The sequence below is a fragment of the Parabacteroides sp. AF17-28 genome (assembly GCF_003479205.1).
Lineage (GTDB): Bacteria > Bacteroidota > Bacteroidia > Bacteroidales > Tannerellaceae > Parabacteroides > Parabacteroides acidifaciens.
On the sequence record NZ_QUGV01000033.1, the window covers coordinates 1 to 22,649 of the forward strand.

Below are 22,649 nucleotides of genomic sequence, written 5' to 3' on the forward strand. Positions count from 1 at the left end.
AGATATTCCAAGAAAGTTAATGAAGTTCCCCCCCAAGAAATATCGGGTGAGCCAAAAGGCGGGATGGCCGATCCGAAAGATAAAGACATTCCCAATGTGGCAAATGCCGCCCATGCCGCCCGCGATTTGGGGCAGGGATGGAAAGTCAATCCGTATATCCGTATCCAGTCGGGCGAAACTGCTGTACTTGCCGATATAGAAGGACCGGGTGCTATTCAGCATATCTGGATGACTCCTACCGGAAACTGGCGTTTCTCTATCCTCCGTATTTATTGGGATGATGAAAAAGAACCTTCTGTCGAGTGTCCTGTGGGCGATTTCTTCGGAATGGGTTGGGGTGTTTATGCTCCGCTTTCTTCGCTGGCGGTTTGTGTGAATCCCGGAAGTGCCTTCAACTGCTATTGGACCATGCCTTTCCGCCGGAAATGCAAGATTACGATGGAGAATATCAATAAAGAGGAACCGATGACCTTATATTACCAGGTAGACTATACCTTGACGGAGGTTCCGGCGGATGCCGGCTATTTCCATGCCCAATGGCGTCGCTCTAACCCGAATATGACTTCCGACTATACGATTGTCGACGGCATCAAGGGAAAAGGGCAATACGTCGGTGTCTATATGGCTTGGGGCGTCAACAACAACGGTTGGTGGGGCGAAGGCGAAATCAAATTCTTTATGGATGGAGATACCAAATACCCGACGATTTGCGGAACAGGGACGGAAGACTACTTCTGCGGTTCCTATAACTTCGACCGGGAAGGGCAGTATAAGGAATTTTGTACGCCGTATGCCGGTCTGCATCAGGTGATTCGTCCGGACGGGACGTATAAATCACAGGAACGCTTCGGGCTCTACCGCTGGCATATTACCGACCCGGTCCGTTTCGATAAAGATTTACGGGTGACGATCCAGGATTTGGGCTGGCGTCTCGGCGGCCGGTATCTGCCTCAGAAATCGGATATTTCGTCTGTCGTTTTCTGGTACCAGTCCGAACCCCATAATAAATTCCCTACACTCCCGGCCTGGGAAGAGTTGGAAGTAAATTAAGTTTGAATCTTTTCGGCGTTTCGTTTGTTTAAAAAGAACTTGTATCTTTATCTCCGAAATAAATGGAATGCGATGGAATTACGAACAGCAAATGTAACCCGGTATATCATGCCCCTTCGGGAAGGCGGCTCGTTGCCGGCACTGGCGGAAGCGGACGATGAGTTCAAATATGTCGTGAAGTTTCGCGGTGCCGGTCACGGGACGAAAGCGCTGATTGCCGAACTGATAGGCGGCGAGGTTGCCCGTGCGCTTGGTTTCCGCGTGCCCGAACTGGTTTTCCTGGACCTGGACGAGGCATTCGGCCGTACGGAAGGGGATGAGGAGATACAGGATTTGCTGCAAGGCAGTCGCGGACTGAACTTAGGGCTGCATTTCCTGTCAGGCGCTTTGACGTTTGACCCGGTGGTGACGAAGGTCGGTGCGGAACAGGCTTCCCGTATTGTCTGGCTGGATGCGTTCCTGACCAACGTGGACCGCACGTTCCGTAATACCAATATGTTGATGTGGCACAAAGAATTGTGGCTGATCGATCACGGGGCTTCCCTCTATTTCCATTATTCGTGGGTGAACTGGAAGAAACATGCCGTTAGCCCTTTCGTGCAGATAAAAGACCATGTCCTGTTGCCCGAAGCCTCCCGGCTGAAAGAGGCGGATGCCGACATGAAACGTCTGCTGACGGATGAGAGGATACGTGAGATCGTCGCCCTGATCCCGGATGACTGGTTGCATTGGAGCGACAGTCCCGGCAGTCCGGATGAGATAAGAGAAGTCTATTATCAGTTCTTGTGTGAAAGACTGGCCCATTCCGAAACATTTGTAAAAGAAGCGCAGGATGCAAGGAAAACACTTATATGAATATGCCGTGATCCGACTGGTTCCCCGAGTGGAACGGGAGGAGTTTTTCAATGTCGGAATCATTCTGTTCTCAAAGCGGGCGAAATATATCAAAGCGCTTTATAAGGTGGACGAGGACAAGCTGAACCTCTTTTCCTCCGAGCTGGACCGTGAAGCATTGTTCGCCAACCTCCATGTTTTCGATCGAATCTGCTCCGGAGCCAATGACGGCGGCCCGATCGCCTCCCTCGACATCCCGGAACGTTTCCGCTGGCTGACAGCTGTTCGGAGCGCCTCCATCCAAACCTCCCGCCCGCATCCGGGTTTCTCCGACGATCTGGACCAGACGTTGGAGACATTGTTCAGGGAGTTGGTTTTGTAGGGATTGCTTTGCTCGCTTTTTCAAGAACTTTCTCATCCGGCTTGCAGTCGGTATTCATTTGGAGCAGTGCCGTATGCGACTGTTGGACAAATTTAAAATGCAACTTTAAATTTGTCCATTAGTGCCATAATATATACATTTACAGTGTTTTATTATCATATAAACTAAAGTCCCGATAATTATAAAGGCCGTTTATCAAGTCCCTATTGTTTGTTTCTCCATCATAGATAACAGCTGTCCGCTTCACCTGATCACCCAATAAATCCTTGAAGAATTTCAACTGTTTGTAATAATCGCCATTATAACTCTTCCCAGATTTTATCTCGTATGCTTCAAGGTCTAAAGCCTTCATCCGGATTACATCTATTTCCCTTTGTGTCTTATCACGGTAAAAATACAGATGTTCTTCTTTCCCTTTATTGAGCCCTTCTTTCATCATCTCGTTAACGACCATGTTTTCGAACAGCTCTCCCCGCAAAGGGTGTGTTTTTAATTGTTCTTCATTTTCGATACCCAGTAGGAAAGTAGCCAGGCCAGTATCATAAAAATAAAGCTTCGGGGTTTTGGTAAGCCTTTTCCCAATATTGGCATGATAAGGTGATAGCAGGTAAACGGTATAGGATGCGGCCAGGACACTAAGCCAGTTGTTGATTGTCGGCACACTCACGCCGACAGCCACTGACAGGGCCGATGCGTTGAATTCTGTCCCTATCCTTCCGGCACACAGCCGCATGAATGTTTGAAAAGGCATCAGATCCTTTATGTTGATTATGCTCCGTACGTCCCGCTCGATATAGGTTGTGAAATAATTCCGATAGATTATCTCACGCGCAGTTTCGTTCTTCCATACGGCGGGATAGCCGCCATTTAAGATTAGTCGATCTGTATCTGTTTTTTTTCCAGCCTGCTGTAATTCCTTTTGTGACAGTGGCAGCAAAGTAAGGACGGCAGTACGTCCAGCCATCGACTGAGTAACTTTTTCCAATAGCGCAAAGTTGCTACTCCCCGTCACAATAAATTTTCGGTCCATCTTTCCTTGATAGATATCTTCATCGACATTGACTTGGATGTAGGAGAAGATTTCCGGATAATGGTGTGCTTCATCTATGATGGCACCATTAGGATGATTGGTAAAAAAACTTTGTGGATCTTCTTTAATTCTGTTCAGTGTGTCGATCTCTTCGAGATTTACATACGGCAGATCTGGGTACAGTTCACGGCAGATTGTCGTCTTTCCTGATTGCCGGGGGCCAGTCAGGGTTATAACCGGAAAGAAGTCAAAACATCGCTTTATCTCTTCTGACAATGATCTGTATATTAGTTCTTTACTCTGCATTTGGACAAATTTAAAGTGTAAGTTTAAAATTGTCCAAAGATACTCTTTTTTTTAGTATCTCAAATACTATTCATACGGTTTCCTTCGCTCGCTTTTTCAAGAATTTTCTCATCCGGCTTGCAGCCGGTATTCATTAGGAGTAGTGCCGACTACCTTTTTAAATATTCTACTCAAATGATGCGGGTATTTAAAGCCGAGTTCGTAAGCGATTTCACTGATCGTTTTATTGCTTTCGACTAATAACTCTTTCACTTTCTCCATTACAGTCAACTGAATGTATTCCTGTGCGGACTTTCCGGTTTCTTTTTTTATCAAGTCTCCAAAGTAGTTTGGCGAAAGGTGCATTTGTTCGGCACAATACCCGACAGACGGCAATCCGATCGTTTGAGGCTTTTCCGAAGCATAATAGGAATTTAATATCTGTTCAAAATTACCGAGTAAATCCCGGTTGACAATTTCACGGGTAACAAACTGGCGTTCATAAAAACGGACACAGTGATTGAGCAGCGTTTCTATGTTTGAGGCTATAATTTGTTTTGTATGTTTGTCGATCGCGTGTTCCAATTCTTCTTTGATCTCATTAAAACAATTGAGGATGATATGGCGTTCGCGTTCGGACATATGCAAGGCTTCGTTAGATTCGTATGAGAAAAATGTATAATCTTTCATCCTGGGGGCAAGGGGAGTTCCGTATAGCAAATCCGGGTGGAACATCAGCGCGATCCCTTTAGGATTAACCGTTTCTCCTTCGTCATCTATGCCTGCCACCTGCCCTGGGGAAATGAAGACCAATGTGCCGTCCTGATAATCGTATTTATTACGGCCATATTGTAATGTCCCACATGTAAGTTCTTTATAAATCACACAGTAGAATCCGAAGTTTTTCCGGCAATGTTTGATTGACTTCAGTTTGGAAAAGTCTGTTATGCTGACAAGGGGATGCAAAGTTTCCGCACCCAACAGCAAGTTATATTCCTGAATAGTCTCTAACTTTATAATACTTCCCATGACCCGTATTGTTTACTTTGTTACAAAAGTAATGATTTTGTATGGTAAATAATTAACGCATATCATAGAATCAGTAATTAAGGTTAGCGAATCAGTGATTTGTGTTTGCCGGTTGATAAATAGCCTTGTACGATCAGTGAATAGTGTTATCATATCCGTAATCTGTCTATTGTCCTGCTTTGTCACTCCCTTTAAATTTGCATTATTGAAATCAACATCAAAATAAAAAGGATCGGTTATGAAGAAATGTTTAATCCTCAAATTAGTTTTTATAATGACACTAAGTCAAAGTCTTGCTGTTTTACCGGCACAGAACAATCCTTTCGGATTGGTTTATGAAAATGCGCTCAAAGAAAATATCGAAGGCCGGGTGAATATCCATCCTGTTACTTACCGGTTGCATGACATAGAGATTGCAGCCAATGTGTATGTGCCTGCCGGTTATGATCCTGCAAACAAATATGCGGCAATAGTTGTGGCACATCCGAACGGGGGAGTGAAAGAACAGGTTGCCGGGCTTTATGCACAGCGGCTGGCGGAGAAAGGATATATTACTTTAGTGGCGGATGCCTCTTATCAGGGAGCGAGCGGAGGTGAGCCGCGTAATGTGGACAAACCGGCCAATCGTATTGAAGACATTCACGGCATGGTCGATTATATGAGCCATTATCCGGGTGTCGATGCGAAACGGATCGGTATTCTCGGCATATGCGGCGGTGGCGGATATACCTTGGGCGCTGCCCAATCGGATAAACGTTTGAAAGCTGTAGCGACTTTGAGTATGTTTAATTCCGGTAAAGTCAGGCGGGACGGATTTATGGGCTCCCAGGTTTCAACCATTCAGGAAAGGTTGAAACAAGCCACAGATGCCCGTGCGCGGGAAATGGCAGGCGGGGAAGTGCAATATACGGGAGATTCCAAACTGACAGACGAACAGATCGCAAAACTGCCGTTCGATTTGTATCGCGAAGGGTTTATCTATTATGGCAAAACCCATGCTCATTCCAATTCCACTTTCAGATATACGGTCAGCAGCCTGCTCGATCTGATGACGTGGGATGCTACCTCTAATATCGATTTGATCGGTCAGCCGTTACTTATGCTGGCAGGTAGCAAGGCCGATACCTACTATATGACTGAGGAGGCTTTCCATAGAGCAACCGGAACAGCGGACAAAGAATTGTTCCTTATTTCCGGTGCGACTCATATTCAGACTTACTATGTCCCTGAATACGTAGACCAGGCAGTAAATAAACTGGTGGAATTTTTTGCTAAAAGATTGCTCTATGCGGAGCATACGGTAGGAACTTTTGAACAGCCGTTTCCACTGGGCGAGAAATTGCTTGAAAACAAAAACTTTACCGGACAAGCTTATCTTGCCTCGATCAGTATGGACAAAGGGCTGAATGTTCCGATGGCGAATGTGACATTTGAGCCGGGTTGCCGAAACAGTTGGCATAGTCATTCCGGCGGACAAATACTGATAGCAACGGCCGGTATCGGTTATTATCAGGAAAAGGGGCGGCCTGCTCGTAGATTATTTCCGGGTGATGTGGTTGAGATAGCATCGGATGTCGAACATTGGCATGGCGCAGCTCCCGACAGTTGGTTTGCCCATATTGCTATCAGGTGTAATCCGCAGAATAATGAGGTCAAATGGCTTGATCCGGTGAAAGACAGTGACTATTTCGCGGCAGCCAGACAGAGTGTATCTATTAAGTAATCTGATTGAAAAATAAAATATAGCTGAAATATGAAAAAGTGTATTGAGACAATATTGCTATCGGTCACTGTCGCGATGGTATCAGCTCAGGAACCTGTTGTGATAGAGAAACAAGGCCATTTCTCTGTGGCAGGAAAAACGATTCAACGTGAAGGTGAATATGACAACTCCAAGTTTGTCGGATGGGCAACGCAAGAAGAGAAGGGGCAAAGCTACCGGGCAGACCATGCTTTTGTCCACTACCAGATACCCGTGCAGCCCAAAAAGCTTCCGCTTGTCTTTATTCATGGCTATGGCGGCTCCGGTGTTTGCTGGGAGATGACTCCTGATGGACGGGACGGATTCTCCACTTTGATGCTGCGCAAGCATTACAGCACTTATGTGATGGATCTTCCCGGGCGTGGTCATGCCGGAAGAACTTCTGCGACAACGACGGTAAAACCGGTTGCCGACGAGATGTTCTGGTTCGATATATGGCGTATAGGCGTATGGCCCGATTATAACAAGGGCGTACAGTTTCCTACGGATTCCGTATCCTTGTCACAATTCTTCCGTGAAATGACACCAGACCTGAGTGACCACCGGCAAGATGTGACAGCGATCGATGCATTGACGGAACGAATAGGTAAAAACATCCTGGTAACACATTCGGCAGGAGGCTTTCCCGGTTGGATGGCCGCCATGCAAAATCAGAAGGTTAAGGGCGTTGTTGCGTATGAACCGGGCGGATATGTATTCCCGGAAGGTGAGGTTCCTGCCCCGATTGAAGGACTCACCGGTGGAGTGCAGGGAATACCTGTACCCCTGGAGCAGTTTATGAAACTGACTCAAATCCCTATAGTCATGTACTTTGGAGACTATATTCCTGAAACACCCTCGGAAAAACTGGGTGATGAGAACTGGCGTGTACGTCTTCAGATGGGACGTAAATTTGTAGAAGCTATCAACCGGCATGGGGGAAATGCCACTTTGGTGGAGTTACCCAAGATCGGGATTTATGGTAATACTCATTTTTTGATGCAAGACCTGAACAATACTCAGCTTGCCGATTTGTTAGAACAGTGGCTTGATGTTTTGGTGGGGCAGACTCAGACCATGACGAAAGCCTTTTCTTCTACTGAACAGGAGCTGATTGATATCTCGAATGCTAAATGGCAATGGATGTCCGAAAAGAATGTGGATAAACTGGAATCATTATTCCATGAGAATGCCATGTTTGTCCACATGGGCGGATCTTGGGGGAAAGAAGCTGAATTAGAAACTATTAAAGGTGGTTTTATCCATTATAAACATACCGATATCCATGATGTTTCGGTGAAATTTACTGCTAATACTGGCATTGTTTACAGTAACATTCATCTAACCTCCATGGTGGCAGGCAATGAAGTGACTTTTCCTTTCATGGTAACGGAAGTTTTTGTGAAAGAAAATGGGAATTGGCAACTTGGCAGTCTGGTTTTTACACGGCTTTTGGAAAGAACAGAGAATCAGTAAATATTTAATTCTCCTATATCTGATTTTCGGAGGCTTATTGTATAAAACGTATTTTTCCGACTCGGACGGCCGCCGAAACTAAACAAATGTTAATCCACTTTTCAGACGTCAAAAATGCCCTTTTTCTCCTTTTTCGGGAGTTTTTCGCCATTGCGACCGTCCTCTTTGCCATTGCGACCGTCTTAATCTTCGCGAGGTGCCGAGTGCATCACCCATGAGGACGGTCGTAATGGCGATGACGACCGTCTTCTTTTGAAAAACGACCGTCTTCACTGCAAAAAAGCCCCTAAATTTCCTTGGGATATTTGGAACGCCGTCCGTTTTATTTTCAAATATTCGATTCTCCGGGAGTTAAGGTTTATCACTTTTCCAGCGTTTCCGCTTTCCTGCAATCAAATTGCACACTTTTCGGGATGGACTCGGCAGCTCGTTCCGTCCGGTGTCAGCCGGAAAGGTTAAAAACGAGAAAAGAGACACTTCAAAATGGTTCAAGATTTTGGTCGAAATAGAAAAATGGGGAAAAAGAGGGTTATTGTAATTTCTCGATACAAAAATGTATGTATTGTCATCTGCGTACCATGGTCCGCAATAAGGAATGGTGCGTAGAATTGTGACAAGCAGATCGGGCAGATGTTTTTGTAAGGAAAGAGTGTTTGAATTGTTAAATTTAGCAGAATTTGCACGTATTCTGTATAGTTTTAAAGTGTCTAACACTTTTTGGCAAAATACTTGTTGCGGCTTAACATATATTGTCCGTAAAAGGCTTGACAAACGGGCTTTACAGGTGTATCTTTGCAATGTGGTTTTTTCATAATAGTATTAGATTTAAGGTTAACAAAGTTGGTTAGGGGTTGTCGGGATGACAATCCTTAATTTTTTTATATACCTCCCACTTTCGCTTCCAATCAAATATTCATGTTTTTGTAGTACTTTTTGTGGTAGGAGACTGGCAGAAAAGTCTTACTTTTAAGCCCTGTATCGAGATTGAATATCAATAAATATAAAGATCATGAAAGCTATACCTTTAATTCTTGCACTTTTCATCGGGCTTTTCTTGCCAGCCGGGAATCTGTCAGCTCAAAATCCTCATTATATTCCGGTAAAAGACAGCCGGGATCTGCATGCTTATTTCCGGTATGCGCCGGATCGGCCGATTGTGATCAGCGGGCATCGCGGCGGGATGCTGGATGGTTATCCGGAGAACTGCATCGAGTCTTTTGAGAAGACTTTGTCTTATATGGAGTCTTTCTTTGAGATAGACCCGCGTTTGACGAAGGACGGGGTGATCGTCCTGATGCATGACGAAACCATTGACCGGACAACGACCGGAAAGGGAAAAGTGTCGGATTATACCTATGCGGAATTGCAGCAGTTCAATCTGGTGGACCGGAACGGGAATGTGACCGCTTTCAAGATTCCTACCTTGAAAGAATGTCTTGAATGGAGCAAGGGCAAAACAATCCTAAACCTGGATATCAAAGATGTCCCGTTGGATATAATGGCTGATTTTATCGAGAAAGAGAATCCGGTGAATGTCATGTACACGGTTCATAATGCCGAACAGGCCCGTTACTACCTGGACCGGGAGCCTGAAGCAACGTTCTCTTGCTGGTGCAAGAATATGGAGGAGTTCGGAAAATACGAAAAAGCAGGCATTCCCTGGAAACAGGTAATGGCGTATGTCGGCCTGAAGATGAAGCCGGAAGAGCAGGCGTTGTATGATGCCTTGCATCGTAACGGTGTGATGTGCATGATTTCAGTTGCTCCGACACATGACCGGGGGAAGACGGAGGCGGAAAAGATTGCCGGTTATAAAACGGAGATCGGGACGCATCCGGATGTGATCGAAACGGATTATCCGTACCTGTTTCAAGGGTTAGATTTAACAAAATAGAGTGGTTTTGAAGACTCTTTAGGGGCGTTTAGAATCTTTTTGCTATTGATAGGCCTTGATTTAACAAGTATTAGCGGTAAAATGCTTGACAAATGGTCAAAACAGGCGTATCTTTGCAATGTGGTTTTTTCATAATAGTATTAGATTTAAGGTTAACAAAGTTGGTTAGGGGTTGTCGTGAGACAGCCTTTAATTGTTTATAGGGGTTTCGTTTCTATTTTACCTGATGAAAATAGTGCCCGGTTAGGGCAGTTTGTAGATATTTCCCGGCAGCGTTTTTATCTTTCCGTTTATTTCCAGTTCGAACAGCAGCGTCGTGAGTTGATAGACCGGCATATCCAATGCCAGGGCAAGCTGGTTGATATGCATCTCCTTTTCTTTTTGCATGATTCTCAGAATCGGGTTTTGTTCGGCCAACGGCTCCTGATCGGAAAAGAACAGTTCCGCTTGCACAGGTGTTACCGGTTCTTGCACGTCCCAGCAAAGAGCGGAGATCAGGTCGGCGGCAGAAGTAATCAATCCGGCTTTGTTCTGTCGGATCAGGTTGTTGCAGCCTTTGGAATGGCTGTCGCCGACGCGCCCCGGAAAGCTGTAAACGTCCCGGCCATACGAGAAGGCGATATCTGCCGTCACTAAGGAACCGCCTTTTTCGGCTGATTCGACGACAATTGTACAATCCGACATACCGGCTACAATCCGGTTCCGGCGAAGGAAATTAGGACGATCCGGCTCCGTTCCGCTGGGGAAATCGGTCAACAGACCTCCGCATTCCAGCATTTCGACAGCCGTAGAGCGATGGCTGGACGGATAAATACGATCCAAGCCGTGTGCCAATACGCCGACAGTCGGCAATTGGTTTCGAAGGGCGCTCCGGTGGGCACAGATATCGATGCCGTAGGCCAATCCGCTGACGATTAATAAATCGGGGATAATTTGGGAGAGGTCTTTCAGAAGCGATTCGGTGAGTTCCCTGCCGTATTCGGTGGCATTGCGCGTTCCGACAATGCTGATGATCCGCGTTGCATCCAGATTGGTATTTCCCTTGAAATAGAAGAGGACGGGAGCGTCCGGACATTCCCTGAGGCGAGCCGGATAGTTCGCATCGGCCAGGAAGTAGCAGGAAATATGGTTCTTTTCGATAAAGACCGCCTCTTTTTCCGCCCGTTGCAGTACTTCCGGGCGTTTGATTTCGGCAGCTAAGACGCTGCCGATACCCGGGATTCTCTCTAACAACTGTTGCTTTTCAGCGAACACAGCCTCTGCTTCTCCCAATGTTTGCAGGAGATGGCGCGCCAGGATGTCTCCCACGCCGTTGATCATAGTAAGGCCGATTTGGTAAATCTGTTTTTCTGTCATGTATGTTCTATTCTTTTTAGCATTTCATCGAAATATTCGCCGCGTGTCAGTTTCCCGTTTTCTACGATTACTGATTCTACGATCCCTTTTGTTGCCAACGCATTGTCGGAAGCCCGGTAAATGTCCTGTTCGAAAACCAGTTTGACGCCTTTCTTATACACGTTGAGGCAGGAGATGTAGCTGTCGCCGCTTTTCAGGGAAGTTTTATACTGGATTTCTACCCGCGAAACGAATCCGTCCACTCCTTTCTCATGCATCTTTCCAAAGTTCTCGCCGAGCGATTCTAAGAATTCATGACGGGTATGCTCCATATAATGCTGGTAGTTGGAGTTGTTGACAACTCCCTGCAAGTCACATTCGTAGTCGCGGACTTTGTCTGTCAGTTTAAAGAGATATTCTTTCATTATTCAAACGATTTTTCGAGTTGAACTTTTTCCATTTTATATAGCCGGTCGGACGGGCGGATCTTCTCGTTTACCTTGAAGGAGAAACGTTCGCCCTTGACGGTTTGTTCTACCGGTTTGAGCTCTACGCGGATCTCGTCTATCGTCTGCATAACAGCGCCTGTAGTCGGTCCGGTAATCAGGATTTCATCGCCTGCTTGCAAAGTTCCGGACTCCATTTCAAATTCGGCCACGCCGATCTTGTCGAAGTATTTGATCCCTTTGGCGACATAAACTTTCTTCTTGGTCGAGCCGGAACCGTATTTGCTGCTCCATTCGCCTAAGCGTTGTCCTAAGTAATAGCCGTCCCAGAAACCCCGGTTGAACACGCTGCTGAGGCGTTCGTCCCAGGCGGCGACCTTTTCTTCTGTGAAAGTGCCGTTGCAGTAAGCGCGTACGGCTTCTTTATAGCATTCCGTTACGAGGCGCACATATTCCGGTCCGCGTGCACGCCCTTCTATCTTGAACACCCGCACGCCTGCATCCATCATTTTATTCATAAAATGGATTGTTTTCAGGTCTTTGGGCGACATGATATATTGGTTTTCGATATCCAGTTCGATGTTGCTGTCTTTATCTTTTACCGTATAGGCGCGGCGGCAAATCTGCATGCAGGCTCCCCGGTTGGCGGAAGCGTTCATCTCGTGCAGGCTCAGGTAGCATTTGCCGGAGACGGCCATACAGAGGGCGCCGTGGGCGAACATCTCGATACGGATCAGTTCTCCTTTCGGGCCTTTGATCTGTTGCTCGACGATCTGGCGGTATATTTCGTGCACCTGTTTCAGGTTCAGCTCGCGTGCCAGCACGACCACGTCGGCAAAGCGGGCATAGAATTTCAGGGCTTCTGCGTTCGAGATATTGAGTTGCGTGGAAAGGTGCACTTCCTGTCCGATGCTGTCGGCATAATTCATGGCGGCCACATCGGCTGCGATGATGGCGGAAACCTCTGCCGCTTTGGCTGCATCGATGATCTCGCGCATCAACGGCAGGTCTTCTCCGTAGATTACCGTGTTTACGGTCAGGTAGCTCTTGATGCCGTGCTCGCGGCAAATGGCTACGATCTTACGCAAATCGTCTGTCGTAAAGTTATTGGAAGAGCGCGAACGCATGTTCAGCCCTTCGATACCGAAGTAAATAGAGTCGGCTCCTCCCTGGATAGCCGCCATCAGCGATTCGTACGAACCGACGGGCGCCATTATTTCAAAATCTTTCTCGTTCAAGTTATTATACATTTACAGATTACTCTTGCAAAGGTAGGAATAATATCCGAGAAGATGTGCATTTGCATCCGTCTCCGGTTCCATGGGCATGCAACTTTAGTTTCATGGGCATGAAATAGTTTTTCCATGCCCATGGAATTTTTGGCGGATGCCCGGGGCTGTTTATGCGGATCAGCGTAAATGGTAAATTGTGACGAGAGGATTCGAGTCTTCGGTTATCTTTTGCAGGACCGGGTGTTGCTTCAGCTCCGGATATTTCTCTTTCAGGTATTCGATCTCTACGGCGGTGTTGAGTTGTACCATCAGTTTTTTACCCGGATAGGAATAATACGGCCAGACAGGAAGGCCGCCGTCTGTCTCGTTATGGATGCCGATACCCGTCAGAATCCGGTTATGTTTAAACAGTTCCATGGCATCGATTGAAGATTTTTCGTGGCATACCGCTCCGGTTTCCTTGTCCAGACTGAATAGATGGAATTGTGACTGGTTGTCGGCTTCGAAGCATTTGACAATGTAGCGGCGCGGAGTCTCGAAGAAGCGGGATATCCAGTATTTCCCGTCAACGATCGCACCCGGTTCGGAACGTACCATCTTCTGTTCGTCGGCGGAAAAGCCGAAATCGATGCGGAAGGCAGGATGAATGCCGTCCATTCCCAAGTTCCAGACCGTATCGATGCCGGCAGAATAGCAAAGCATGCCGCCTGTGCCTCCGTTAAAGCTCCACTCTCCCAGCAAAGTTTCCTTTAATGGCAATAGTTCCATGTTTCCGACAGTCTGACGGATCGCAACCGTGTCGTCTGTCGCCAGGTTGAAAACGCCGAGACTGAATATGCCTGGCGTATCCATCGGGATGCTTTCGCGGCCCATTTCGGCCATCGTGTTGGGACCGATGCAATATTGCCAGAGATAGGGGCGCAGTGTATTTACCTTTTTAATAAACTCGCCGTCAAAAGAGTAGAAAGAGGTGGAAAAAAATTCGCTGACGCACAGCAATCGGTTCTCGTCGTCGACCGAGAGCGAGACGATCTGTGCCGTTTCTCCCGGTCCGTTTCCGGTTTTTGCGACGCTGCGGACAAAGTGTCCTTTGCGGTCGAACTGCAAAATACCGTCCTGGCGGGTGGAATAGATAAAGACATAATCGTCGGAAACAGCCAAATCCAGTATCTCGGCGATCAGGGATTCGTCTGTCAGTTCCAACGGAACATATTCGATTGATTTTATCTCGTCTGAAATCTCTACCCGGTCTGATGCAAAATTAGGGTTCGTCAGATCGAGTACCGGCAATTTATCGACGGAATTTTTCGATCCGCATCCGGTCAAAGCAACAACGGCTATCAGCCAAAACAACATCTTTTTCATACGCTTTTTTCGGGCAAAAGTAGGAGTAACGGTTTTTCTGGCGGTTTCACATCAGTTCACATCTGCTTAAAAATCACGAATAAAGGCGTCGCATTGTTCCGGCGTTCCCTTTTCACCTGTCGTTTTCTGATACAGGCGGACGCGTCGCATCGAAATGGCCTGGTTGGTGCAACAGAGCAACATGGCGGCTGTAGAGGGCGGAACTTCCATTTTGATCAGACAACACATCCGCCATTCCTGTTCGCTTAGCTTCGGAATCTTTCTTTTCAGCCGTTCGCGAAACTCCGGATAGGCCCGGTTGAAGGCTTGCAGCAATTCTTCCCAGTCCTTAGGCGTCGGTTTCCATTCTTCTTTTCTGTGGAAACGGAGATAAATCTCGGAAGAGAGGAAATCTGTTTCGGACAAACTATCAACCGTCTTTTTCAGCCGGTAGCGGGAATAGCCCCAGGCTCCCGTTCCGCAAGACACTAAGAGGGCGATCCAGACGTACATCTGTCCCTGTTGTGTCTTTTGCGAGTCGGATAAACGCGCTTCCCATTCTTTCTGTTCCGAGGTGCGGAGAAGTTGGGTGACTTGGTTTTGTTCCATTTCTTTGCGCAAGGCGTCCTGATAATGCAGATAGCTTTTATGATAAAAGTCCGCTTGCAGGCTGTCTCCACGACTTTGGGCAATCCGTGACAAAGCTGCATAGAGATGCGGATGTGAAGGGGGAAGCTTGCTTAAATTCTTTTCCGCTTCCTTCAGTTGTCCCTGGCTGATTTGCAGGTCGGCGAGGGCCAGATAGAGTTCCGCTTTCTCTCCTTGGGAACGTGTTTGTTCCAGCTCTGTTTTCAGAATGGCTTCCGCCTCTTCCTGTTTTCCTGTTTGCTGTAATATTTGGGCTTGCCTGATCCGGCAACCGGCTTTTTGGTAGTAGTGAAAGGCGCTGTCTGTTTGTCCGGATAAGGCATAAATATCGGCCATCTCCCGGTAAAGAGCTATCCGCAGGGAGTCGCAGGCTGTCCTTTCGGCATAAGCCAATGCTGTCTTTTCGCTTTGCAGCGCTTTTGGTTTGAGAGACTGGTTCCGGTAAATCTTTCCCGTTTCCAGATAGGCGAGGGAAAGGGCTGTGCTGTCCTTTTCTTTTTCCGCTTGCCTGATCGCTTGCCGGTAGGTTTCCAATGCCGGAAGATATTGCAGCTGTTCCTTATAGAAGGCCGCTTGCCGGAGAAGTGTCCCGGTTGTTGCAATATCTTCCCGGCCGGTTGGCGTACAGGCCACGAGAAGACAGGCGAAAATGACCAGCCTTATTTTATGTATCATCGTATTCCTTGTTTTGAAAGGGTAAAGATAATACATTCCTCAAGAATAAGGATTTATTATTTCTTCTGTATCACATATTTCACGCCATCCAGTTTGATTCTGTCTTTCAGAAACTTTTCAACTCCTTCAAGCACTCCGTCCGGAGTCCATTTGTAGGTGGTGATGGTGACAGTTGAAATATCGTCGGAATAGATTTTATCCAGTCGTTCGTTTATCTTTTCACCTGTCTCGAGAAAACGTTTGTAAACGATTATTCCTTCCTCTTTCTTTCCGCTTTTGTAATTTAGGGTGACGTAAGCATCCGGTGCAGGAGGTGGCGGCGGCGGGGTTGGCAGTGCATTCCCGTTGTCATCATATCCCTGCGCTTTCGTAATATTACATTTAATATTGTTCCTGTCGAATAAATCCTTCATTTTCTCCAAATAGCTCATAGGCACTTTGGGAGTATGCGGACAGATAATTACTTTGGTTGCAGCGGCGAACCTTCCGTTTTTTATCGCTTTCTCTGCAATTCCCAATGCTTTTTGTTCCCCGACACCATAGATGGATATGCCGTCTATCACTTCCTTTCCCTCATTATTATTCTTGGTAAAAGACAGATAGACATTGTAATCATCTTGGATATCTTTCTGTAAATTCGTACTTTTGCTTGCTGTAGGCAAGGGCTCTTCGTTAACCTGTTCTATGACTGCCGGAGCAGGAGTTTGAACAGGCGTCACTACCGTTTCCGTACGGGCGAATGCACTTAAGGCCGCAAGGCCTGCCGGGACCAGGAGCGCGAGCTTCAACCGGGCCCAATTGTTCGATTTCTTTTTTAACATCATAGTAATACGTTTTTTAATTTTACTGTGGTTAAAGCTGTTGGCAAGAGTGTAGAGGCTGGAGCCGACAGCTTTTTTCACGAGTAACAGTTGATATTTTGTTGCATCGATGCCTTGATTGAGTACGCCTTTGTCTGCCTGGTATTCGTGTATGTCCCGCAGTTCCCTTTTGAGCAACCATACTGCCGGGTTACACCATTGCAAGAGAATGATCATTTCCATATAGAGCAAATCGGCCGAATGGTTATAACGGAGATGCATTTTCTCGTGTGTGAGAATTTCTTCCGGATGGTTCCGGTAGTCGTCCCCGGAAAGAAAGATGTAGCGTCCCCAGCTGAAGGGGGAAATGGGATCGGCTATCAGGACTAACGTATATTTCCCGTCTTTCTGTTTCTTCCCTTTTTGCATCAGTTGATACATTTTCCGGAATGAAAGGACAGTCGTGGACAGGCATACGCAACAACCTGTCAGATAAGCGATACCGATAAACTTTATCCAGGGAATAGCGGCGTTGTCTGTTGGAGTAACTGTCGCTGTTGTTCCATTTTCCTGAATGGGCGTTGTGTTTATCTCTTCTTTCAGGAAAACCGTTTCCAACTGGCTAACCGGTTGGCTGAGCGGAAGAGGTTGCGTGGTGGTAATCCTGCAAAACGGTAGCAGCATGCAAACGCCTGTTCCCGCCAGCAATATCCAACGGTTGAACCGGAAAAAGGTATCGTTGCTGAACAGCGCCTTGAAACAGACGTAGAACACGGCCAGGCAAATGCCGGATTTCAGTATGTATAGAAGAAAGGCTTCCATAAGCGTTGGTTTTATTATTTGTTCTTGATCTGCCGGATCAGCTCCTGCAATTCGTCTACCGTGAGCGCTTCTTCCTCGATCAGAGTAGAGACGACACGCGTATAGGAATTGTCGTAATATTTGCCGATCACTTGTTTCAGCGAGTTCCGCCGGTATTCGTCTTCCGATACCAGCGCGTAATACTGGTGCGTATTGCCGTACACCTTGTATCCGATATATCCTTTTTCTTCTAACGAACGGACAATTGTCGACAAGGTGTTGTAATGCGGTTTGGGCTCTTCCTGCAAGTCGAGTAATTCCCGTACGAACAGCGGGCCTTTTGCCCAGAAGTAACCTAATATCTCTTCTTCTTTTGTTGTTAATCTGACCATAATCTGTTTCTTATTAGCGGAATGCACAAATATAACTATATTATTTAGTAATACAACTATATTGTATAGTTATTTTACTATATTTCTTAGTAGATATCCTTTCCCCTCTGTTTTTGGCAGAAAATCAGTACCTTTGCATACGTATATTAAGATATAAGATGAAAATAGGAACAATAGATTTAGGTCAACATCCCGTCTTCCTGGCGCCAATGGAAGATGTTACAGATATTTCTTTCCGATTGATGTGCAAACGTTTTGGTGCGGATATGGTGTACACCGAATTTGTTTCGGCAGATGCTTTGATCCGCAGTGTCAACAAGACGCAGCAGAAGTTGAATGTGGCTGACGAAGAGCGTCCGGTTGCTATCCAGATTTACGGGCGCGATGTCCCGACGATGGTGGAAGCGGCGCAAATCTGTGAAGCGGCGCGGCCGGATATTCTCGATATTAATTTCGGTTGTCCGGTGAAACGTGTGGCCGGAAAAGGAGCAGGAGCCGGAATGCTCCGTAATATTCCGCTGATGCTGGATATCACGCGTGAAGTGGTAAAAGCTGTTAAACTTCCCGTTACGGTGAAAACCCGTCTCGGATGGGATGCTGACAACAAGATTATTGTCGATCTGGCCGAACAGTTGCAAGATTGCGGTATTGCCGCTCTTTCCATACACGGACGTACACGGGCGCAGATGTACACGGGCGAGGCGGATTGGACACTGATCGGCGAAGTCAAGAACAATCCCCGGATGCATATTCCTATTATAGGAAATGGCGATGTCACTTCTGCCGAGATATGCAAACAACGTTTTGAGCAGTATGGTGTGGATGCCGTGATGATTGGCCGGGGCAGTATCGGTCGTCCCTGGATTTTCCGGGAGGTGAAACATTTTCTGAATACAGGCGAATTACTTCCTGCCGAGTCTTTTTCCTGGTATCTCGACATATTGAAAAAACAGGTCATACAAAGTGTCGAACGCTTGGATGAACGACGGGGCATTTTGCATATCCGCCGCCATCTGGCTGCTACTCCGTTGTTTAAAGGTATTGCGGATTTCAAGCAGACGCGCGTTGCAATGTTGCGGGCGGAGACGGTGGAAGATCTGTTCGGTATTCTGGATTCCATCCCTGAACGCTATTCGATCTGAATGGGGAGTCCGGGAGACTTTCCTCTGCCGGAACAGGCTGTTTATTGATATTATAATAGTGTGAAATCGCGCACAATGTCAATTTTAAAAGGAAAAATGACAAATTTGCAATAAATTGTAACTAAAGACTCTTGCATTTATAATAAATATAGTTTATATTTGCAGTGAGTTTTTTTCATAGTATTTTAGATCTAAGGTTAACAAAAAGTCTTTGCGGGGAGGGGATCGAGAGATTGTTTCGCTGGAAAGCAGCAAAAAGGCCGCATCCTATTATATGGAGTGCGGCTTTTTTGTGGACATAAAATAAAGAAAGCCCGTTGCGATAAGCAACGGGCTTTTTCTATATACATATATAATGTATTAGTCTTTCAATTTCGCACAAATAAATTCGCGGTTCAGGCGGGCGATGTTGCTGACAGAGATGTTCTTCGGACATTCCATTTCGCAAGCGCGGGTGTTGGTACAGTTACCGAAGCCCAGTTCGTCCATTTTGGCGACCATTGCTTTCGCACGGCGGGCAGCTTCCACTTTACCCTGCGGCAACAGAGCCAACTGGCTGACCTTAGCAGAAACGAACAGCATAGCCGAACCGTTCTTACAAGCAGCGGCACAAGCGCCACAACCGATACAAGCAGCAGCATCCATAGCCAAATCAGCATCAGCCTTAGGGATAGCAATTGCATTTGCATCAGGCACACCACCTGTGTTTACAGATACGAAACCACCTGCCTGGATAATTTTATCGTAAGCATAACGGTCTACCATCAAGTCGCGGATTACCGGGAAACCGGCTGAACGCCACGGTTCGATTGTGATTGTTTCGCCATCGTTGAAACGACGCATATAGAGCTGGCAAGTAGTAGCACCGGTTGCCGGTCCGTGCGGGTGTCCGTTTACATACAATGAACACATACCGCAGATACCTTCACGGCAGTCGTGATCGAAAACTACAGGGTCTTTACCTTCGTTAATCAGTTGTTCGTTCAGGATATCCAGCATTTCCAGGAAAGATGTGCCCTGGTTAATGTTTTTCAGCTGGTAAGTTTCGAACTGTCCTTTTTCTTTCGGACCTTTCTGACGCCAGACTTTAAGTGTGATATTTATATCTTTATCCATGATTCTAATTTTTGAAAATTGTTACTTCTTGTAGTTACGTGTCTGAGGTACTACGAATTCATAATTCAAATCTTCCTTCAGCATAACAGGATCTTTGTCTTCACCCTGATATTCCCAGCAAGATACATACATAAATTTATCATCATGACGAAGAGCTTCACCTTCTTCTGTCTGATGTTCAGTACGGAAGTGACCACCACAAGACTCAGCACGATCCAATGCATCGTGAGCCATCAGTGTACCGATCTCGATAAAGTCTGCCAGACGCAATGCTTTTTCCAATTCCACGTTCAGGTCTTCTGCCTGTCCCGGAATATGTACATTTGTCCAGAATTCCTTTTTCAGGTCTTTCAGTTTCTGGATAGCTTCTTTCAAACCTTCGGCATCGCGGGCCATACCGATGTATTCCCACATGATGTGACCCAGTTTCTTATGGATAGAATCGACAGATTCTTTACCCTTGATGCTCATCAATTTCTGGATACGGTCTTTGATAGCCTTTTCAGAAGCTGCGAACTCAGGCAGGTCGGTACTGAAACGCGGAACCTGGATCTGGTCGGACAGATAGTTCTGGATCGTATAAGGCAATACGAAGTAACCGTCGGCCAAACCTTGCATCAAAGCGGATGCACCCAGACGGTTAGCACCGTGATCAGAGAAGTTGGCTTCACCGATAGCGAACAGACCCGGAATGGATGTCTGCAATTCGTAGTCTACCCACAGACCACCCATGGAGTAGTGCAGAGCCGGATAGATCATCATCGGAGTTTCATATGGATCGTCGTTGGTAATTTCTTCGTACATATCGAACAAGTTACCATATTTTGCTTTTACAACATCTTTACCCAAGCGGTTGATAGCGTCGGAGAAGTCGAGGAATACAGCCAGACCCGTGTTGTTCACACCGAAACCGGCGTCGCAACGTTCTTTGGCGGCACGTGAAGCTACGTCACGCGGAACCAGGTTACCGAATGCCGGATAACGGCGTTCCAGATAGTAGTCACGGTCTTCTTCGGGGATATCTTTCCCTTTCTTCGTTCCGGCCTGTAATGCTTTTGCATCTTCCAGCTTTTTCGGTACCCAGATACGACCGTCGTTACGCAGTGATTCGGACATCAATGTCAGCTTGGACTGGTAATCGCCGTGTACAGGAACACAAGTCGGGTGAATCTGTACCATACAGGGGTTAGCGAAATAAGCGCCCTTCTTGTAGCACTGCCATGCAGCAGAACCGTTGGAAGCCATTGCGTTGGTAGACAGGAAGAATGTATTTACATAACCACCTGTTGCAACCACTACGGCATGAGCGGAGAAACGTTCGATCTTACCGGTGATCAGGTTGCGTGCGATGATACCGCGGGCGCGGCCGTCGATCTTGACAACGTCCAACATTTCGTGGCGGGTGTACATCTTCACTTTGTTCAGACCGATCATGCGGCTCAAAGCGGAGTAAGCACCCAGCAGCAACTGCTGTCCCGTCTGACCGCGGGCATAGAACGTACGCGATACCTGAGCACCACCGAATGAACGGTTGTCCAACAGACCGCCGTATTCGCGGGCAAAAGGAACGCCTTGTGCTACGCACTGGTCGATGATAGAGTTGGAAACTTCTGCTAAGCGATAAACATTAGCTTCGCGGGCACGATAGTCACCACCTTTGATTGTATCGTAGAACAGACGGTAAACAGAGTCGCCGTCATTCTGATAGTTCTTTGCAGCATTGATACCGCCCTGTGCAGCGATCGAGTGTGCACGACGGGGAGAGTCCTGGATACAGAAGTTCAATACGTTGAATCCCATTTCTGCCAAAGAAGCGGCAGCAGATGCTCCAGCCAGACCTGTACCTACAACGATTACATCCAGACGACGCTTGTTAGCGGGGTTCACCAGTTTCTGGTGATCTTTATAATTTTTCCACTTCTCAGCCAACGGGCCTTGAGGAATTTTAGAATCTATTTGAGTCATAATGATTTATTTTCAATTGAAGATTTAAACCTAAATTAAGCACCTACACCATTCAGGAAGAAAATAATTGTAATAACAGCGAACAAGCCACAAATGATAGTAGCTACCCACTTAGAAATGCATTCCCAACGGTTTAACCAGATTGTATTGTTCCAACCGATAGTGTGAATAGCGGACCAGAAACCATGAGTCAGGTGGAACCACAATGCGACGAACCATACCAGATACAGCACTGTGTTTACAACATTGCCCTGGAAATAGAAGTTGATGAAAGCGGCACCATCCTGCGGATGAATGTCTCCATGAATACCTGCCAGTTCGGCGAACATCATGTTGTACCAGAACTGTGAAAAGTGCAAAATCATGAACAGGATAACAATCAGACCCAAAACAAACATGTTTTGAGAAGCCCATTCAACGCCTTTAGGACGGGCGTTGATAGCATAACGGTCATTACCACGTGCTTTACGATTCTGCAGGGTCAAAATGATAGCATACACAAAGTGTACTACCACACCAGCAGCCAACACTAATGTACCAACCAGAGCATACCAGTTAGATCCCAGCAAACCGCAAATAACATTATACGCTTCACCAGAAAATACCGCTGCTATGTTCATACACAAGTGGAACAATAGAAACAGAATTAGGAAAAGACCTGATATGCTCATTATCAGCTTCTTCCCGATAGAAGAATTAAGTAACCACATAAGATAATAATTTAAGTTATTTAATTGTATTTAGAAATTTCTTCCAATCTATGGTTATTATCGTGCAAAGGTAGGCTAAATCCACATATCACGCAAACGATTAAAGAAATATTTCGGCAATTGGATGGTTGATTTTCCAAGTGTTTTTTTGAGAGGGAAAGTTAATTTTTTCTACAATACTATTGCAGCTTTGCTACATTGTTGTATATTTGCAAAATGGTCAGGATATACAACCTTCTGATCAGAATATATAACTTTTTGCATAGGGTAGAATAGAATAACAATTAAATCGTGGTAATGAACGTCCTGAGGAGATGTATAT

At 46.3% G+C, this 22,649-nt stretch carries 18 protein-coding genes and 3 pseudogenes; 9 read left to right on the top strand and 12 right to left on the bottom strand.

The window, feature by feature from the left end; all coding sequences use genetic code 11:
- From DWW90_RS18275 to DWW90_RS18285, 3 genes are all read left to right on the top strand, one after another.
- The coding region (locus DWW90_RS18275; protein WP_147382453.1) for a glycoside hydrolase family 172 protein at positions 1 to 1,050 on the top strand (1,050 nt) is incomplete at its 5' end.
- A gap of 72 nt (positions 1,051 to 1,122) precedes the next feature.
- Entirely contained in the window at positions 1,123 to 1,905 is a 783-nt protein-coding gene (locus DWW90_RS18280; RefSeq protein ID WP_122346017.1) for a HipA family kinase, read from the top strand.
- Positions 1,883 to 2,266: a DUF3037 domain-containing protein gene (locus DWW90_RS18285; protein ID WP_115498505.1), complete on the top strand. Its 384-nt coding sequence runs from the start codon at positions 1,883 to 1,885 to the stop codon at positions 2,264 to 2,266. The genes DWW90_RS18280 and DWW90_RS18285 overlap by 23 nt, the downstream gene beginning before the upstream one ends.
- Before the next feature lie 139 nt (positions 2,267 to 2,405).
- Here DWW90_RS18285 and DWW90_RS18290 read toward each other — a convergent pair whose 3' ends face one another.
- Together DWW90_RS18290 and DWW90_RS18295 are read right to left on the bottom strand one after the other, a co-directional pair.
- On the bottom strand, positions 2,406 to 3,572 hold the full coding sequence (locus DWW90_RS18290) for an ATP-binding protein (protein ID WP_233547811.1): 1,167 nt from the start codon (positions 3,570 to 3,572) through the stop codon (positions 2,406 to 2,408).
- Positions 3,573 to 3,710: 138 nt separating this feature from the next.
- Positions 3,711 to 4,610 (bottom strand): AraC family transcriptional regulator, encoded by a 900-nt coding sequence (locus DWW90_RS18295; protein WP_122346019.1) that lies wholly within the window; start codon positions 4,608 to 4,610, stop codon positions 3,711 to 3,713.
- 274 nt (positions 4,611 to 4,884) lie between these two features.
- On the opposite strand from DWW90_RS18295, the pseudogene DWW90_RS20890 reads away from it, so the two are divergent.
- The 5 genes and pseudogenes from DWW90_RS20890 to DWW90_RS18310 all read left to right on the top strand — a co-directional run.
- A pseudogene (locus DWW90_RS20890) lies at positions 4,885 to 5,520 on the top strand (alpha/beta hydrolase); the annotation flags it as partial.
- A 417-nt stretch (positions 5,521 to 5,937) separates the two neighbouring features.
- Positions 5,938 to 6,327 (top strand): annotated as a pseudogene (locus tag DWW90_RS20685) (cupin domain-containing protein); the annotation flags it as partial.
- Between the two features lie 36 nt (positions 6,328 to 6,363).
- Positions 6,364 to 7,401: pseudogene (locus DWW90_RS18305) on the top strand (alpha/beta fold hydrolase); the annotation flags it as partial.
- A gap of 27 nt (positions 7,402 to 7,428) precedes the next feature.
- Positions 7,429 to 7,827, top strand: coding sequence for a nuclear transport factor 2 family protein (locus DWW90_RS21035; protein ID WP_353890112.1), 399 nt, complete (start codon positions 7,429 to 7,431; stop codon positions 7,825 to 7,827).
- Between the two features lie 1,009 nt (positions 7,828 to 8,836).
- Positions 8,837 to 9,721 carry a glycerophosphodiester phosphodiesterase family protein gene (locus tag DWW90_RS18310; protein ID WP_122346020.1) on the top strand — a complete coding sequence of 295 codons (885 nt, stop codon included), beginning with the start codon at positions 8,837 to 8,839 and terminating at the stop codon, positions 9,719 to 9,721.
- A gap of 243 nt (positions 9,722 to 9,964) precedes the next feature.
- Here DWW90_RS18310 and dprA read toward each other — a convergent pair whose 3' ends face one another.
- The 7 genes from dprA to DWW90_RS18345 all read right to left on the bottom strand — a co-directional run bounded on the left by dprA (position 9,965) and on the right by DWW90_RS18345 (position 17,394).
- The gene (dprA, locus tag DWW90_RS18315) at positions 9,965 to 11,077 is read right to left on the bottom strand and encodes a DNA-processing protein DprA (RefSeq protein WP_122346021.1); all 1,113 of its coding nucleotides are present in this window, start codon (positions 11,075 to 11,077) and stop codon (positions 9,965 to 9,967) included.
- A complete protein-coding gene (locus DWW90_RS18320) occupies positions 11,074 to 11,481 on the bottom strand; it encodes a thioesterase family protein (RefSeq protein ID WP_115498499.1) in 408 nt (135 codons plus the stop codon). The genes dprA and DWW90_RS18320 overlap by 4 nt, the downstream gene beginning before the upstream one ends.
- Positions 11,481 to 12,752, bottom strand: coding sequence for a peptidase U32 family protein (locus tag DWW90_RS18325; protein ID WP_233547812.1), 1,272 nt, complete (start codon positions 12,750 to 12,752; stop codon positions 11,481 to 11,483). The genes DWW90_RS18320 and DWW90_RS18325 overlap by 1 nt, the downstream gene beginning before the upstream one ends.
- Positions 12,753 to 12,911: 159 nt before the next feature.
- Positions 12,912 to 14,099 carry a 6-bladed beta-propeller gene (locus tag DWW90_RS18330; RefSeq protein WP_122346022.1) on the bottom strand — a complete coding sequence of 396 codons (1,188 nt, stop codon included), beginning with the start codon at positions 14,097 to 14,099 and terminating at the stop codon, positions 12,912 to 12,914.
- A 66-nt stretch (positions 14,100 to 14,165) separates the two neighbouring features.
- Positions 14,166 to 15,401: a tetratricopeptide repeat protein gene (locus tag DWW90_RS18335; RefSeq protein ID WP_122346023.1), complete on the bottom strand. Its 1,236-nt coding sequence runs from the start codon at positions 15,399 to 15,401 to the stop codon at positions 14,166 to 14,168.
- 56 nt (positions 15,402 to 15,457) lie between these two features.
- The gene (locus DWW90_RS18340) at positions 15,458 to 17,023 is read right to left on the bottom strand and encodes a M56 family metallopeptidase (protein ID WP_122346024.1); all 1,566 of its coding nucleotides are present in this window, start codon (positions 17,021 to 17,023) and stop codon (positions 15,458 to 15,460) included.
- Positions 17,024 to 17,037: 14 nt separating this feature from the next.
- Positions 17,038 to 17,394 carry a BlaI/MecI/CopY family transcriptional regulator gene (locus tag DWW90_RS18345; protein ID WP_115498495.1) on the bottom strand — a complete coding sequence of 119 codons (357 nt, stop codon included), beginning with the start codon at positions 17,392 to 17,394 and terminating at the stop codon, positions 17,038 to 17,040.
- A gap of 158 nt (positions 17,395 to 17,552) precedes the next feature.
- On the opposite strand from DWW90_RS18345, the gene dusB reads away from it, so the two are divergent.
- Entirely contained in the window at positions 17,553 to 18,536 is a 984-nt protein-coding gene (gene dusB, locus DWW90_RS18350; protein WP_122346025.1) for a tRNA dihydrouridine synthase DusB, read from the top strand.
- Positions 18,537 to 18,896: 360 nt separating this feature from the next.
- On the opposite strand, the gene DWW90_RS18355 is transcribed toward dusB, so the two are convergent.
- From DWW90_RS18355 to DWW90_RS18365, 3 genes are read right to left on the bottom strand one after another with little or no spacing between them, the layout of a single operon-like run.
- On the bottom strand, positions 18,897 to 19,652 hold the full coding sequence (locus tag DWW90_RS18355; protein WP_115498493.1) for a succinate dehydrogenase/fumarate reductase iron-sulfur subunit: 756 nt from the start codon (positions 19,650 to 19,652) through the stop codon (positions 18,897 to 18,899).
- A gap of 21 nt (positions 19,653 to 19,673) precedes the next feature.
- Complete coding sequence (locus tag DWW90_RS18360) at positions 19,674 to 21,617, bottom strand: fumarate reductase/succinate dehydrogenase flavoprotein subunit (RefSeq protein WP_115498492.1); 1,944 nt, start codon at positions 21,615 to 21,617, stop codon at positions 19,674 to 19,676.
- Positions 21,618 to 21,652: 35 nt separating this feature from the next.
- Entirely contained in the window at positions 21,653 to 22,327 is a 675-nt protein-coding gene (locus DWW90_RS18365) for a succinate dehydrogenase/fumarate reductase cytochrome b subunit (RefSeq protein ID WP_115498491.1), read from the bottom strand.
- Between the last annotated feature and the right edge of the window lie 322 nt (positions 22,328 to 22,649).